This window comes from Gloeocapsa sp. PCC 7428 (assembly GCF_000317555.1).
GTDB lineage: Bacteria > Cyanobacteriota > Cyanobacteriia > Cyanobacteriales > Chroococcidiopsidaceae > Chroogloeocystis.
Map to the genome: position 1 here is coordinate 347,354 of NC_019745.1, position 16,173 is coordinate 363,526.

General features: G+C 42.0%; 14 protein-coding genes and 1 riboswitch. Of the genes, 5 read left to right on the plus strand and 9 right to left on the minus strand.

All coding sequences use genetic code 11. From position 1 onward, the window contains the following. Positions 1–57 precede the first annotated feature (57 nt). A complete protein-coding gene (locus GLO7428_RS01545; RefSeq protein WP_015186797.1) occupies positions 58–1,497 on the plus strand; it encodes a phosphoglucomutase/phosphomannomutase family protein in 1,440 nt (479 codons plus the stop codon). Positions 1,498–1,549: 52 nt separating this feature from the next. Continuing rightward, positions 1,550–1,810 carry a LapA family protein gene (locus tag GLO7428_RS01550; RefSeq protein WP_015186798.1) on the plus strand — a complete coding sequence of 87 codons (261 nt, stop codon included), beginning with the start codon at positions 1,550–1,552 and terminating at the stop codon, positions 1,808–1,810. An 81-nt stretch (positions 1,811–1,891) separates the two neighbouring features. On the opposite strand, the gene GLO7428_RS01555 is transcribed toward GLO7428_RS01550, so the two are convergent. From GLO7428_RS01555 to GLO7428_RS01585, 7 genes are all read right to left on the minus strand, one after another. Further along, positions 1,892–2,386, minus strand: coding sequence for a phosphate-starvation-inducible PsiE family protein (locus GLO7428_RS01555; RefSeq protein WP_015186799.1), 495 nt, complete (start codon positions 2,384–2,386; stop codon positions 1,892–1,894). A 325-nt stretch (positions 2,387–2,711) separates the two neighbouring features. After that, positions 2,712–2,951: a PemI-like suppressor gene (locus GLO7428_RS01560; protein WP_015186800.1), complete on the minus strand. Its 240-nt coding sequence runs from the start codon at positions 2,949–2,951 to the stop codon at positions 2,712–2,714. Positions 2,952–3,015: 64 nt separating this feature from the next. Beyond that, on the minus strand, positions 3,016–5,934 hold the full coding sequence (polA, locus tag GLO7428_RS01565) for a DNA polymerase I (protein WP_369792523.1): 2,919 nt from the start codon (positions 5,932–5,934) through the stop codon (positions 3,016–3,018). 70 nt (positions 5,935–6,004) lie between these two features. Then, positions 6,005–7,348 (minus strand): ArsB/NhaD family transporter, encoded by a 1,344-nt coding sequence (locus GLO7428_RS01570; RefSeq protein WP_015186802.1) that lies wholly within the window; start codon positions 7,346–7,348, stop codon positions 6,005–6,007. 223 nt (positions 7,349–7,571) lie between these two features. Beyond that, positions 7,572–7,883 (minus strand): ATP-binding cassette domain-containing protein, encoded by a 312-nt coding sequence (locus tag GLO7428_RS01575; protein ID WP_041918479.1) that lies wholly within the window; start codon positions 7,881–7,883, stop codon positions 7,572–7,574. 55 nt (positions 7,884–7,938) lie between these two features. After that, positions 7,939–8,364 (minus strand): hypothetical protein, encoded by a 426-nt coding sequence (locus tag GLO7428_RS01580; RefSeq protein WP_196797439.1) that lies wholly within the window; start codon positions 8,362–8,364, stop codon positions 7,939–7,941. Positions 8,365–8,389: 25 nt separating this feature from the next. Further along, positions 8,390–8,860 carry a hypothetical protein gene (locus GLO7428_RS01585; RefSeq protein WP_196797440.1) on the minus strand — a complete coding sequence of 157 codons (471 nt, stop codon included), beginning with the start codon at positions 8,858–8,860 and terminating at the stop codon, positions 8,390–8,392. 98 nt (positions 8,861–8,958) lie between these two features. Then, a riboswitch (cyclic di-AMP (ydaO/yuaA leader) is annotated at positions 8,959–9,092 on the minus strand. 209 nt (positions 9,093–9,301) lie between these two features. Here GLO7428_RS01585 and GLO7428_RS01590 point away from each other — a divergent pair. From GLO7428_RS01590 to GLO7428_RS01600, 3 genes are all read left to right on the plus strand, one after another. Continuing rightward, positions 9,302–10,558, plus strand: coding sequence for a sensor histidine kinase (locus GLO7428_RS01590; protein ID WP_196797441.1), 1,257 nt, complete (start codon positions 9,302–9,304; stop codon positions 10,556–10,558). Positions 10,559–10,671: 113 nt separating this feature from the next. Beyond that, positions 10,672–12,684, plus strand: a complete 2,013-nt coding sequence (bchD, locus tag GLO7428_RS01595; RefSeq protein ID WP_015186804.1) for a magnesium chelatase ATPase subunit D — start codon at positions 10,672–10,674, stop codon at positions 12,682–12,684. 67 nt (positions 12,685–12,751) lie between these two features. Next, positions 12,752–13,240 carry a GNAT family N-acetyltransferase gene (locus tag GLO7428_RS01600; RefSeq protein WP_015186805.1) on the plus strand — a complete coding sequence of 163 codons (489 nt, stop codon included), beginning with the start codon at positions 12,752–12,754 and terminating at the stop codon, positions 13,238–13,240. A 190-nt stretch (positions 13,241–13,430) separates the two neighbouring features. On the opposite strand, the gene GLO7428_RS01605 is transcribed toward GLO7428_RS01600, so the two are convergent. Both GLO7428_RS01605 and GLO7428_RS01610 read right to left on the minus strand, forming a co-directional pair. Beyond that, on the minus strand, positions 13,431–14,981 hold the full coding sequence (locus tag GLO7428_RS01605; RefSeq protein WP_015186806.1) for a pentapeptide repeat-containing protein: 1,551 nt from the start codon (positions 14,979–14,981) through the stop codon (positions 13,431–13,433). Between the two features lie 35 nt (positions 14,982–15,016). Then, positions 15,017–16,162 (minus strand): NACHT domain-containing NTPase, encoded by a 1,146-nt coding sequence (locus tag GLO7428_RS01610; protein ID WP_051038383.1) that lies wholly within the window; start codon positions 16,160–16,162, stop codon positions 15,017–15,019. Between the last annotated feature and the right edge of the window lie 11 nt (positions 16,163–16,173).

A 16,173-nucleotide genomic window follows, 5' to 3' on the forward strand; every position in this document is an offset into this window, starting at 1 on the left:
GTGAGAAACAATAAGCTTCTTGTACTATTAATGATGAACGACAGGGAGTGGCAAAAAATGAGCGCTAGTAACAATTCCAGCAAGATCAAGTTTGGCACCGATGGATGGAGAGGTATTATTGCTGATGACTTTACCTTCCCCAACGTACGGAAAGTAACGCGGGCGATCGCCAGATACCTGGAAACCGCCTACAACAAAAACCAACCGGTTCTTATTGCCTACGATACTCGCTTTCTCGCTGACCAGTTTGCGCACACTGCTGCTGAGGTTTTAGCAGCAGAGGGTTGGAGTGTGAAAATTACGGATCGGGATTGTCCCACCCCAGTAATTGCTTACAACGCCCGTCACTTAAATAGTGCTGGTGCATTGATGTTCACTGCCAGTCATAATCCGGCACCCTATTGTGGGATTAAGTATATTCCTGATTACGCTGGTCCTGCCACTCCTGAGATTACTGATACTATTGTGGCAAATATCTCCGGTGCAGACGATGCACCTGTCAGTGGCAATTGGAAAGATAAAATTTCAACTTTCGATCCCAAACCCGAATATCTTAAGTTTCTTTACACGCTCATCGATGTTGAGAAGATTCGTAACGCTAAGTTAAAAGTCAAATACGATGCGCTGTATTCGACATCGCGCGGTTATTTAGACACCGTGTTAGAACACTGCGGTTGTGAGTTAGAAACTTTTCATGCACAGCGTGATGTACTTTTCGGCGGCGGAATGCCTGAACCGAAAGGCGAACAATTGATTGAATTAGTCGAAGCCGTGAAAAAAGACAAAGCCGATTTAGGTTTAGCAACCGATGGTGACAGCGATCGCTTTGGAATTGTAGACGAACAAGGAAACGTTCTCACCCCAAACACTGTTTTACTCTTACTTGCGCGTCATTTAGTCAAAAATCGCGGTAAATCAGGCGCGATCGTGCGTACTGTTGCGACAACGCATTTACTTGATAACTTAGCCGCAAGTTACGGCTTAGAAATTTATGAAACTCCCGTAGGCTTCAAATACATCGGGGAAAAAATGCGCGAAACTACCGTGTTGATTGGTGGCGAAGAATCAGGCGGTTTAAGCGTAATTGGACATATTCCCGAAAAAGACGGAATTTTAGCCGATATGTTAGTTGCAGAAGCGATCGCCTACGAAGGAAAACCTTTAAGTCAGTTAGTCGAAGAAGCAATTAGTGAGGCTAATGGACCATTATCAAACAAGCGCTTAGATTTACATCTCAACGACGCGCACAAAGCTGCTGTCATCGATTCGTTTACGAACAACCCACCCGCAAACGTTGCTGGAATTAAAGTTAAAGAAGTTGGTCGCAAAGATGGCGTTAAGCTTTACCTCGAAGAGGGTAGCTGGATACTATTGCGTCCATCGGGTACTGAACCACTGATGCGCGTTTACATCGAAGCAACTTCAGCAGATAAACTCAATCAAATCGCAACTCAAATGGAACAAACAATTAATCACCTCGAACCTGTAACAGTCTAGACCTGGCGATTAACGATAAACTAGAAAGGATTCCTCATAGCTAATTGCTTCTATGAGAACTCTTGCTAATCTGCTCACGATTGTAATTCTCGCAGGCTGGGTAGTGGCGATCGCAATTATTTCCGTACAAAACGCCACCCCAGTTTCTTTGCGATTTGTGACATTTCAATCAATTCAACTTCCGGTAGGGTTGGTACTAGCGTTTAGTGCCGCTTTGGGTATGCTGGCTATGGCATTGACTCAACCAATCTGGATCGCTGGTTCGAGAAGAAATAGTCTTGAATCAGATAATGAGTTTTTCGTCGATGAGTGAACAGGTGCAAAAGCGTAGTAGGGTATGAGGGAAAAATAGCATTTTAGTCTCTACTACACTCCCCACACCTCCCACTAGCCACTAACCACTAGATTTATTCTCCCCTTGATAGTGTTTGACGTATCGCTGTTCAGGGTCAATACCTTCAAAAGTTGGTGGAATCCAAACTCGTACGATTAACAACGCAGCTAAAACAAGTAAAAAAGCACACGCTGCAAGCATTTGATTCCAAGGAACTTCCAAAACTCCCCGCACAATCACTTCACGCAGTACTGAGACAATCGATACTTCTACAGCAACGCCAATCGATACACGCTGTTCTTGCAAATAAATAATCAAGAGGCGAAACAACTCCACCATAATCAGCAAAAACAAAATATCTGCGGTGACTTCGTGGAAGTTGAGCGGTGGCAACATTAAATAAAATATGCCCCTAAGCTGAATCATCATCACGCAGAATAAACCAATGCATAGCGAAACGACAATCAAGTCTTGAATTGTTTCTAAGCTACGCAAAAGCAGATTACGATTCAACGCTTCGTACCAATTTAACGGGGACTTCAACGGCTGCTGCATCTAAGCTTCCTCCTGCGTGTGGTGTTGATGAGCGATTATGCTTAGATTAACTTATAGATTTGTGTTTTTGGTATTTGAATTATTTATTGATTGAATTAGCCTGGCGACTAAGGTCGCGGCTAGATAAACGAAGTCCAGATGGTGCGTGGATTAACAGAAAAATGAGGGTTGTCAATTGTCTGTGTAGCTGCGGTTTTAACGGCAAAGCTTAGTCGAATGAAATGACGCGCTGTGGAATGTATAGCCATGGTCAATAGAGTTAGGACATTATCAAAGCTCATAGTGATTTCCCTAAGGGGAATTTAACTCTGACCTCTGCTATGATCTACCACACCTCATTTTCTTCTAGTTTACCCCAACTAACTTCCTCACTCTGTTCGATAATTTGAGCTAGCAATTCGTCTAGCGTATAGTCTTTTTGCTTCGAGACTGGCTTGATAACAATCTTGCCATTTTCAACACGACAATTAACTTCATCGTTTGACTCTGACGACAATTCCTCTACGATGTGCTTAGGAATCTGCCAAGCCAGCGACTTTCTCCATCGTTTAATGCGTGACTTCATAACTTCTTTGATACACTTTACTACAATCAAATAGACATACTAAACTTATGAATCAGGCGCGTGACTACTTAACTTCCATCCAGTTTTCACCCGCACGCACTTCGACAAGTAACGGTACACTTAACGACACCGCAGATTCCATTGTTGAGCGAATTTTTGGCTGTAATTCTTCCCACTCGTCTTGCGGAACTTCAAACACCAATTCATCATGAACTTGCAGTAGCAATCGCGCTTGGTAATTTTGCAATAGTTCGTGCAGTTGCGCCATCGCAATTTTAATAATATCCGCACTCGAACCTTGAATCGGTGCATTAGCCGCCGCGCGGAGTAGCCCAGCATCATTTGCAGTTAAACCGCGAATTTCATCAAGGTTAATATCTTCAGGTTTGAGGTTGCGTAACTTGCGTAAGCGATCGCTTGTGAAATTAAAATACCGCCGTCGTCCTAAAATTGTCTGTACATAACCATAGGCTATGGCTTCTTGTTCCATCCGCCGCAAGTATTCAAAGACTAACGGATATTGCTGGTTAAACCTTTCAATAAACACCTTACCATCCGCAGCTTTCATCTTTGTTTCTCTAGCAAATCGCTGCGCCCCCATACCATAAATGACACCGAAGTTAATTGTTTTAGCTAAGCGGCGTTCTTCAGAAGTTACCGCATCTTTTTCAAACAATAATCGCGCGGTTACAGTATGAATATCTTCATTGTTTTGATACGCTTTTACTAAGATAGGTTCTTGCGACAAATGCGCGAGAATTCGTAACTCAATTTGCGAATAATCCGCTGCTACTAATATCCACCCAGATTCAGGAATAAACGCTTTGCGGATTTGCCGACTAAAGGCTGTACGAATCGGGATATTTTGTAAGTTTGGGTTAGAAGAAGATAATCGCCCTGTTGAAGTTGCAGTTTGATTGAAACTTGTATGCACTCGCTGCGTATCTGGGCGCACTAATGCAGGTAGCGCATCGACATACGTTGACTTTAATTTAGATAAAGTGCGATACTCTAAAATCGCTTCTACTATCGGATGATCGTCGCGCAACTTTTCTAATGTTGCTGCATCAGTTGAATAACCTGTTTGAATTTTTCGTGACTTTCTCCGGTCTAAATTCAACTTATCAAATAACAGTTCACCTAACTTTTTTGGCGAACCTAAGTTAAACTTCTCTTCTGCAACTGCATAAATTTGTTCTTCAATTGCTGCTAAGTCTTTTTCAAGTTGTTTAGAAAAATCTTGCAGATACGCCGTATTGATGTGAATTCCTGTATATTCCATCTCGGCTAAAACAGGTTCAAGCGGCTGTTCGACTTCGAGTAATAACTTGTGTAATACTGGAATTTTATCTAGTTCTGCGCGTAGCTTGGTTACTAATCCATAAGTTGCATAAACATCCATACCGCAGTAGTCTGCAACAGTAGGAATGTCTAAATCTGCAATATTTTTTCCTTTCGGTACTAACTCAGCATAGCTTTTTGATGTCAAACCCAAATAGCGCTGCGCTAGATCGCTCAAATTATGACTCGTATCAGGATCTAAAACATAGCTTGCTAGCATCGGATCGAACACGACACCTCTAAGATGAATTCCCTGACACCGCAATACTAGCCTGTCAAATTTAGCGTTTTGCAACGCTTTCGGATATTCTGCGCTTTCTAAAATCGGGCGTAATGCCGATAATACCGTTGCAGTATCTAAATTATCTCCTGCTGTGTGACCCAGGGGAATATATGCGATCGCATCGAGTTCGCTTCCCCAGCAGCAACCAATTCCTACAAGTTGCGCATCGCGTGGTTCAAGATCTGTTGTTTCTGTATCCCAAGCAACAGGTGTTTTTGTGTTGGTATGTTTTTGTAATTGTTTTACTAATTTCGTTAATTTTGCAGGCGTATCAATGATTTGCGGAGCGATTTTGGCAAGCGGTTGTTCTTGTTCTTGACTTGCTTCAGTATCTTCCGCGCTAAAAAACCACAAATCGTCACTCTCAAATGTTGGTACTGCAATGAAGTTTGAGTCGGGTGTATCTTCTGATTCGTCTTCTGGAATTGTCCCACCAAACTGTTGCTGGAGTTCGTTAACTTTACCTAGAAAAGATTTAAATTCTAATTTTTCTAAGATAGGTTTAAGAGTTGTTGTATCAAAACCTGTTAACTTTGCTGCTTCTAAATCAATATCTAGCGGTACATCAACAACAATTGTTGCTAAGTAGCGAGATTTTTCTGCGTCTTGTTTCCCTGCTTCTAGTTTCTTTTGCGTTGCGCCTTTGATTTCGCCCAAAGAAGCATAAATTTGCTCGAGCGATGTGTATTGATTGAGTAGCTGAATTGCAGTTTTTTCACCAATACCCTTAACGCCAGGAATGTTATCAGATTTATCGCCACAAAGTGCTTTAAAATCGACAATTTGTGATGGTAATACTCCCATCTTTTCTTTAACTTGTTCGGTTCTAAACTCATTAATTCCTGTAGAAGAACGCTTCAATGCTTCGGAACTAAGATAGAGAACGCTAATATCTTTTTGCGGATCGACAAGTTGAAATAAATCGCGATCGCCTGTCAAAATCTTCACTCGATACCCCGCTGTGCTTGCTTTTTGCGCGAGTGTTCCTAGCACATCATCGGCTTCGTAGCCTGGTGCAGTGATAATGGGTAAGTTCAAGCCATCGAGTAATTCGTGGAGATTCTTGAGATCGGGAACAAAGTCTTCTGGCGTCCCTGGGCGATCTGCTTTATATGTATCGTCGGCTTCGTGACGAAAAGTTGGTAATCCGAGATCGAATGCGATCGCCATTGCTTCCGGCTTTTCCGCCGCCATGACTTCTAGTAACGCCTTGAGAAAGCCAAAACACACGCTTGTCGGAATTCCCGTTGTTGTGCGCAAACCACCATCACGCCCTTTAGCAAATGCAAAATAAGAACGAAAAGCTAGCGAATGCCCATCTACAAGGATAAATGTTGGGCGTGTAGAAGATGAAGCCACAGTAGAGGTAAAAGCTTGAGACATACTACCATTCTAGCTTTTCAAGCTTATTGTATGCAGCGTAGGTAACTTATCCAAAAATCAAAAAGCGAATCGAAATAAATAATGCAGCCGCGATCAACTGCACAATCATCACTGGAATACCATAATGCAAAAAAGTATGAAATGAAATGCGTCGCCCATGCTGTTCCGCAATCCCTGCTGCAACGATATTAGAAGAAGCCCCAACTAACGTCCCATTTCCACCAAGCGTCGCACCAAACATCATCGCATAAAATAATGGCAAAACTTCGGGCGGTAACTCACCATGAAAGCCTGGCTGTAATATTTCTGGTGTTGCTAATCCTACATTAACGACATATTCTTTAAGCAATGGCACCATTGCAACAACCAGCGGAATATTTGGGACTACACTCGATAAAATTCCTACTAAAAATAATAGAACCAGTGAGCCCAAAGCAATGTTTCTACCCAAAATAAATGCTAAAACTCCAGATATACTACTAACGACCCCTGTTTTTTCTAAGCCTCCAATTATGACAAATATACACATGAAAAATATTAAAGTACTCCAATCTACGTCCCTTAAAATATGATTAACTGTCTCAATTTTGCTATGATGTGAAAGGAGTAAAGCTAACGCGGCTCCCAATAATGCTACTGCCGCAGGCGAAATTGGAATTGGGAGCATTTCTCCGATAGCAAAGAATAGTAGTACAAAGGCTATAAGAACAATTCCTAAAGTTAAAACGCGGGGATGATTAATCTGAGGATGCGGTAACTGCTCTAAGCTATCCAACTTTTTCCGCCAAATTTTAGGAAATAAATAAGGTAGCATAAATACGATTGCTCCTACTGCAATAATTCCTCCTAAGCTCAAGCGTCCTAAGTAATCTATAAAGCTAATATTCACCGCATCGCCAACAATAAATGTTGCTGGATCTCCTACCAACGTTAATAAACCCGCACTATTCGCAACAAATACCATCAAAATCAACAAAGGAACAAAATTAACTCCTACATCCTCAGCAATTGGAGGAATCAGCGGTGCTAGTAGCATCACCGTCGTAGCATTCGGTAATACTGCACAAATAGGAGTTGTAATTGCAACGATTCCGAGTAGAAGACGTTTACCTTGTCCTTTAGCTAAGATAACTATTTGAGTAGCGAGATAGTCAAATACTTTTGTTGGTTCAAAAGCTCTGACTAATACCATTACTCCAAAAAATAATGCTAGTGTTGAGTAGCTTCTGGCAATATAAGTAACAGCTTCTGCCAATGTCATGATGTTGGCAAAAACTAGCAGCAATGCACCTAAAAACGCTGCAATAGTTAGGTGCATTTTTTCTGTCATAATTAAGACAATTACACTAATAAATATTATTGAGCTAAATATTGCTTGCCAGCTTGCCATTGCATTGTCTCAGGTAAATTAACTATAACAGAAGTGTTAGGATAAACTAAATTCAAGTATCGTCTAAATAGGGTGTAGCTGCTTATATGTTGTATCAACTTATCATGATTTTCGGATAGATTTTTTGGAAAACAAACCACAAAGCACTCAAAGTACACAAAGAAAAGAGAATTTATAATCTATTTAAGAGTGCTATCTTATTCGTCTTGGGAAAAATAGCGTTCTAGGAAGTTGAGTGCATGGTTGCGAATTTAGCACCAGGTTTACGTATTTCTCTGCCATCAAGACGTACAGAGCCATAAGTCGGTTTTTCTAATCCAGCAACGATTTTTAAAAGTGTTGATTTACCACAACCAGAGTGACCGATGACTGAAATAAATTCATCTTCATTGATTGTTAGATTAATACCGTCAAGAACAACAAATTCACCTCCATCAGATGTAGGATAAGACTTCACTAAGTTTTCAACTTCCAAAAATCCATTACGATTGAAAATTTGTTCGTAATGCTGAGTTTGATAAGAAGTGGATTTCATCTATAAAGCCTCTAAAACTAATGTGTCACTTAGTTAACTAGGAACTTATTGCTCGTTAAGTTAGGAAAAAAGAGTGAGGACGATTAGCACGAATTTCAAAACTATTGAGATAACCTACCGGATCGCTAGGATCAAAAGGTTTGTTATCAATGAAAGCGGTAGCAGGTACAATTTTGAAATCATCTTTGGGACATTCAATTCCCATTTCATCTGCAATTTCTCGGTAGAGATCGGTTCTCCATGCTTTTCGAGCGAGTTCTTCAGCGTTTTTAGGAATTGATTTGATTTGTCCCCAGCGCGCTGATTGTGTCATTAACCAAATACTTTCTGATTGCCACATAAATGTTGAGTGATCGTGAGGAATTTGAGCAAGATTAGCTGGTAAATCAAAGAAAATACTTGTATCAGCCGATCGCACTATTCTTTTTTGGTTATCAAAACTGCCGTAATTGTATTCGCCGACAATTGCTGCGCGAGTCAAATTCAGCTTGGCACCAGTAAAAGACTTATTTGTAATAATTTCGGCAACTTCTTCTCGATTGTTGGGATTGCTGCAATAACGAAATAGGCAGCCCTAGTAGCGATACAGGTTTGAAAATTTGAATCAAAGGATTGAGTGCGAGTGAGGCTTGCTTGGACATCCCTATGAGAAAACCAATCGGAATCGCGACTAAAGCACCCAGTCCAAAACCAATCAGTACTCTTCTCAGGCTTGCAAGTAATAACCAGCCAAGCCCTAAATTTCCTGGTCCCTGTCGGTAGAAGGGGTTTATAATGTAGTCCAAATTAGCAACAAGTGCCTCAAATGGAGTAGGCATCAAATTTGTTAAGAAAGTGGCAACAAACCACCACAAGATGATGATGCCTAGAAAACCAGCCGCAGGAAGTAAGACAACATCCTGCAAGACCACTGGTCGTATTTTTTTCCAGCTACTCTGTCCTGCAACCGCTAAGACAGCAAGATTCAGATTAAACATTATTATGAAACTCCCTCAGAGCCAGAAGCAGGCACAATAAGATTAAGCAGTACCAGCCAGGAATACTGACGAGAGCAAATAGCTTAAATGCTCACTCTTCAGTCTCCTCTCAACGCCTACGAAGTTAGCTGACGGGCTAGGATAGAGAGTTATCCTTCTGTAATTTACAGATACGCCCCTAGGGTTTGGTTCCTCCGCTCCAGACTCATTTCAGACCAAATGCTGCAAGTGAGCTACTGAATTAGGCTGACTTACTCTTAATAAGTTTTATGAATTTTAGCATAGATATACAAAATTATCAAGCTTAGTGAAAGCGAAATATGTTTTGGTAGTAAATCCATAAAGTAAAGTTGCGATCGCTGCTCATCTAAGCTAGGGTACTTACCTGAAAAAATGGTGGGCGATTGTCGTGTGATTGCACTAAGTTAAGACAAGTATACCTTGCTTCATTGCGCTGTTCTAGATGCTGCCAAAATGTTTGATTTTAGCCAGATATTGCTTGATAAAAGTGACACAATTATCGAAAACTGGGTAGAAGTTGTACGCCGAGATCGGCAGATTGAAAGTACTGAAGGTATGTGCTACACAGCAATACGCAATCACGTACCTTATGTCCTCAAAGCTATGGCGACAGTGCTATCAAAAACGACAGAGGATGATCTTCAAACCCTGATTGAGGCAAGTTTAGTACACGGCATTCACCGTGCGGAAGAAGGTTTTGACCCACTGGAAATTGCCCGCGAGTATCGTTTACTAAGACGAGCAATATTCTTAGCCTTAGAACCAGAATTACAGCAAGTCTCGTCAACAGAAGTGATTCGAGTTTTTCGCCTTGTCGATGCAGTCGTTGATGATGCGATCGCGCGTTGTTTTCAAAGTTATGTAGATGAGCGCCTACGCGAATTACAGCAACTTCAATCGCAGTTAACACTACACAATCAAGAACTGACACGCTTAATTCGGGCAAATCAAGAAAATCTCTCACACCTTGCGCATGAACTCAAAAATCCTTTAACTTCAATTATTGGTTATTCCGACTTATTTATCCGCCTACAAAACAAAACCGAAGTCAAAGACAACTTCAAAAATATCGAACATATCGAGCGCGTATTGCGTAACGGTAGACATTTGCTGCGCCTAATTAATGATGCGCTAGAAATATCGCGGTATGAAGCAGGGAAAATGACGCTGCATCCTGCACCTACTGACGCGTGCGTTATTATCAAAGACGTGCTAGATATGCTACAACCGATGGCGCAAGAAAAAAACTTGCAGATCGCTGTAGACTTAGCAAACGCTCCGAAACAAGTCATCACAGACGCGTTACGTTTTCAGCAAATTGTCACAAATCTAGTGAGTAATGCAATTCGTTACACTTTCGCAGGCAGCATAACGGTAAAATGTTATGCATTAGAAGACAAATGGGCGATCGCTGTCACTGATACCGGAATTGGTATCGCCCCCGAAGATCAACCAAGAATTTTTGACCCCTACTACCGCGTTGGCGACATTCCAAAATCGCACCTCCCAGACAGCACTGGGTTAGGACTCGCAATCGTTACTCGCTTAGTTAAACTTTTGCAAGGTGAAATCAAACTTGTTTCCCAACTTGGAATCGGTTCAACATTCACGGTAATCTTACCAATGGAAGTTAATGAGGGGTCAGAAGTCGGGGATCAGAGATCAGCGTCAAAATAGTACTGTTGAATGTTTTAATCTGCGCAAAGATATGCAAGATACAATCATTCCCCTATTATAAAATACCCCTGACCTCTGACCTCTAACCTCCGAATCCCTCTTTAGTAAAAACAATGCCTGTACTCAACACCTCCTCAACCGTGACAGCATTTCCCTTAACCGCTGTTGTTGGTCAAGAAGCCATAAAATTAGCACTGCTACTCGCAGCCGTCGATCCAGGATTGGGAGGAGTCGCGATCGCAGGTCGTCGCGGTACGGCAAAATCAGTGATGGCACGCGCCCTGCACGCACTATTACCCCCAATTGAAATCGTCAAAAGTTCGATGTGTAACTGCGATCCTAACCGCCCCGAAGAATGGGACGATCAGTTAAGAGACATCTGCGATCGCACGCAAATGGAAACCGAAGTTATTCCCGCGCCGTTTATCCAAATTCCTTTAGGCGTCACCGAAGACAGGCTATTAGGCTCAGTTGATGTTGAACAGTCAGTCAAACAAGGAGAAACCGTTTTTCAACCAGGATTACTTGCCCAAGCGCATCGTGGCGTTCTCTACGTCGATGAAATTAATTTGCTCGATGACAACATCAGCAACCAGCTACTAACCGTTTTAACCGAAGGACGCAACCAAATCGAACGCGAAGGCATTAGTTTTCAGCATCCTTGTCAACCACTCTTTATTGCTACCTACAACCCCGAAGAAGGCGCACTCCGCGAACACCTCCTCGATCGCATTGCGATCGCACTTTCAGCAGATGAAGTCCTAGGAATCGACGAACGCGTTCAAGCCGTCGAACAAGCGATTTCTTATGCGCGATCGCCTCAAGAATTTCTCCAGCAATACAGCGAAGACATCGACAGCCTCAAAACGCAAATTATCCTAGCGCGAGAATGGTTAAAAGATGTTCGCATCAGCCACGAGCAAATCGCCTATCTCGTCGATGAAGCCATCCGCGCCGGAGTGCAAGGACATCGCGCAGAATTATTTGCTCTCCGCGTCGCCAAAGCCGCAGCCGCACTCGATGGACGCACCGCAGTCAGCGCCGAAGATTTACGTCGGGCGGTGGAATTGGTTATCGTTCCCCGCGCAACGATAATACAAATGCCTCCCGAAGAGGAAACACCACCCCCACCACCCCCACCACCGCAAGATCAATCCGAACAACCACAAGACGAACAAGACGAACAAGAAGAACAAGAAGAGGAACAAGAACAAACACCACCGAGTATTCCTGAAGAATTTGTGTTCGATCCGGAAGGCGTGATTCTCGATCCCAGTGTTCTCTATTTTGCGCAAATGGCTAAACGCCAGGGTAAAGCCGGTAGCCGCAGCGTCATTTTTTCAGAAGATCGCGGGCGGTATGTTAAGCCAATGTTACCTAAAGGTAAAGTGCGCCGTATTGCCGTTGATGCGACACTCCGCGCCGCCGCCCCCTATCAAAAAGCGCGTCACGATCGCCAACCCAACCGCAAAGTCATTGTCGAACAAGGCGATATTCGCGCCAAGCGGTTAGTGCGCAAAGCTGGGGCGTTAGTTGTGTTTGTCGTTGATGCTTCTGGTTCAATGGCACTCAACCGGATGCAAGCCGCAAAAGGTGCGGTGATGCGCTTACTCACCGAGGCGTATGAAAATCGCGATCAAGTTGCTTTGATTCCCTTCCGAGGCGAACAAGCCGAAGTACTACTACCACCAACGCGTTCGATCGCCGCAGCCCGAAGAAGACTCGAAAGATTGCCGTGTGGAGGTGGTTCGCCGCTAGCGCATGGTTTAACACAAGCTGTCCGCGCCGGAACAAATGCCCAAATGTCTGGCGATATCGGTCAAGTTGTCATTGTCGCGATTACTGATGGACGCGCTAATATTCCTTTGTCGCGATCGCTGGGTGAACCCCAGATCGAAGGCGAAAAACCTGATATCAAAGGCGAATTGCTAGATATTGCTGCGCGGATTCGCGCCTTAGGAATGCAGCTTCTTGTGATTGATACCGAAAGTAAGTTTATTTCGACAGGATTTGCCAAAGAACTGGCGCAAAAAGCCGGAGGAAAGTACTATCACTTACCAAAAGCAACCGATCAAGCGATCGCCGCCATGACGAAGAATGCAATATCAAGTTTGAAGTCTCGCTGACATGAGACAATAGGAGCAAACCAAGAGCGGTAAGGCATTCCTTACCCATATTAGTAGTTGATTGACAGTGCAACAGGAATTGCCACCAGGATGTTCGATACGCCCAGCCGCTAGAAATGACCTATGGACGATTCGGAAATTGGTGCTAAGCGCTAAACTCGATCCAACTCAATTAAATTGGTCGCAGTTTTGGGTAATTGAGTGTCATCAAAAAATTGTCGCTTGCGGACAGTTACGCAACTTCAATACAGTACAAGAACTGGGTAGTTTAGTCGTCTCACCCGCTTGGCGCGATCGCGGTTTAGGAAGTTATTTAGTTAAGCATTTGATTGCGCAAGCAACGCAGCCGCTTTACTTAGAATGTGTTGGTAACAGATTAGCTCTGTACTATACTCGCTTTGGTTTTGTGCCAATCTCCTGGCAAGCCTTACCCCAAAGCCTTAAACTCAAGTTTGGGATTTCGCAGTTAGCCGCAGTCCTGATTCCTTTTTTAACAGTGACGATTATGCAGTATCAGGGAAATACTCGCGAGCAAGCGGCGATCGCTACTCAGTAAAATAGGTAAAAATCAACTTAACTTAATGGCTGGTAACTAGTCAATAGTAATTAGCGATTAGAAAGAATAATAAGCAACATCCCGATTACCTAACAATAGTTGATAGTTGACAAAGTCTTCCCACACTTTCTTCGCTGTCAACTGTCGCATAAATGACGGGGGTTTTTCGCATCACGTCGCATAATTATCTTTATTCGTGTATACTGCCATCGGGCATCGTAGCGCCACTTAGCCTCGCAGATTCTAGATTTGCTCCACTCAAGTTTGCACCTGCAAGATTTGCTCTTTCTAAGTTGGTATTCCTTAAATCTGCGCCACGCAAATCTACTGATACTAAATTCACTGCACTTAAATTAGCTTGACTCAGGTTTGCACCACATAGGTTAGCTTCACTCAAGTCGGCTCCGCTAAGATTTCCTTGAAACACAATCCCAACTAAATTAGCTTGTATCAAAGTAGCACCGCTCAAGTTTATCTTGTTGAGATACGTGTTTTGCAAATTCGCATGACTTAAGTTAGCTGCTGTAAGATTTGCTCCCTCCAAACTTGCTCTACTTAAGTTTGCCTCAGTGAGATTCGCTGCAATTAAATTTGCGTATTTCAGGTTAGCTTCACTCAAATTAGCGGCACGAAAGCTTGTTTGCAGCATAATTGCACCATTGAGATTCGCGGCACTGAAGTTTGCTCGATCGCAGTTGGCTTCACTGAGGTTTGCTCCAGTCAAATTCGTCGTATAAAAGTTTGTTTCTCGTAAATCTGCCTTAGTTAAACTAACCTCTTTGAGGTCGTAGCCTGCTAAATTAGCCTTTGATAAAACAGTACTAGGAGCAATCAGATAAGCTTCTGCTGCTGTTAAGTCAAAATCTTCAGGAAATATTGTAGACAAGTCATAAACTGCTTGTTGTAGGTTCGCATCTTGAAGATTGGCTTCAGTAAAATCAGTAGCTAATAAATTAGCACGACTTAAATTCGCTTCGCGCAAATTAACTTTATAAAAGTTGGCTTTCTGTAAATTTCCTTTACTAAGATTTGCTCTACTGAAGTTAGTTTCTTCAAGTTCTACCTGAAAAGATAAGTTGACTCCACTTAAATTAGCACCGCTTAAATTAGCTCGCCCTAACTTGGTTTTAGAGAAAATAGCTTGCCTTAAATCTGTATTTTCTAAGTTTGCTTCAGTCAAATTTGTCTGTTCTAATACTGCTTCACAAAGTTGAGCATCTTTTAGATTGGAATGACTTAAATTTACTAAACTAAGATTGGCTTTGCTTAAGTTTGCCTGTACCAAGTTAGCGTGAGTAAAATTACAGACACTCGCGTTTAAAGATTCTCCACTTAAATTAATTTGTGCAAGATTACAACCGGAAAAATTACGCTGTCCATTATTATATCGCTGCCAAAATTCTTCAGTGGTGATATTTAGTTCAGTATCTTCATCGGTGCGATCGTCTGTATCTAAGTCGTCACGAATAAATTGGTTATTGAGATCTGAGGCTAAGCTAAAAGTGTTAGATTGGGTTAAGTTGAGTTCTTGCAGTCTAGCTAATGCATCTTGCAGTTTAGTAATCTGCTGTAGCTCTGGTCGATTGTCAAACTGCTCACTCAGGCTATCTAAGCGCCGTTTTAATTCTGTTAAATACTTAACAAGCACATTTTGCTGTTGTTGTAACTGTTCGACTTGAGAAACTAGCAGACGGTAATCGTCTGGTGTTTCCCGTACAGGATCTAATTCTGAGTTAGACATAACAAGGCTGAAAAACAGTTAGGCAACTTAATCTATTATGCGATCGCCTCCAGTAATGGGGTATTTTTCGCGAATGAAAATAAGTTTTGCTCTAACTCTTCTCGAATACTACAGGTGACACATCCAGCATCTATACTATCAAATAAAACTTTGGACATATCATAATATTGCTGTAACGCCTGCTTCTGGCGATCGCTAAAACGACATCTTTGTAGTTTGTGAGCCGCAGAATTTAACTTTGGTGAATCAGCTTCTAGATCGCGTGATAACTTGCTATCTAAAGCACCAGAAATCTCAAAATCAATACCAAGAATACACTCGATATAAAACGCACGAACTGCTGCGGGTTTGTAATCACAATTTATCTTCAGTGATTGATATTTTAACCAAGTTAGAAAAGGTTGCAAAGTTACTTGTGATTCAATTAAAGTATCAATTTTAGACTTCATTAGTAGCAAGAGATAGTCTGTATTCGGTAACATACTTGCTACTAGAGTGCAAATTTGATGCCAGCGATTTTCCGTTAATTGCTCAACAAGCTGTTTGAGCGCTTGCTCTAATCCCTGTACAGTATAACCTTCTACAATTGCTTTTGCAGCTAAATATTCATGAAAAGAAAGAACTGAAAAAGCATAAATACCAGGCGTCCATTCGGTAAAGAGTTCGTAATGAGCTTGAATAGATTGTAGAACTTGCTTGGCTTGCGCACGTGTTTCTAGCTCAATTTGGGTTTTGAATATTTTTTGTAGATAGTCACTGATATACTGCTCTAGCTGCTGTTGCTCAAAAAAGTATTCTCCTTGTGCAAAAGTCATCCAAGCAACATAAGTTAGCAAATCTTCTTTTTGTTTCAACGACAAGCTTGTGAAAATTTTGTCTTTTGCACCTTCAGTGCTACCCCACTGCTTTAAGAGAATTTGTAATCCTGCATGATAAAGCTGCGCGCGCTGTAGTGGAATTTCGCCTGTTTCTTCAAAAACTATACGTAATAAAGTTAATAATAAAGGGTGACTAAGTATCTGTTTAACAGTTTCATGCTCTTGGATTTTTACAGGTAATTGCGGCTTTTGAGTTTTAAGCCATATTTTTTTATACTTTACTTGCTTTTGCTCATCGAGCTTAATATTTTGTTCTATAGATAAAAATTTTCTATTTTGTGACTCTACAGTTACGTTGAGCATGAGAATTGGAT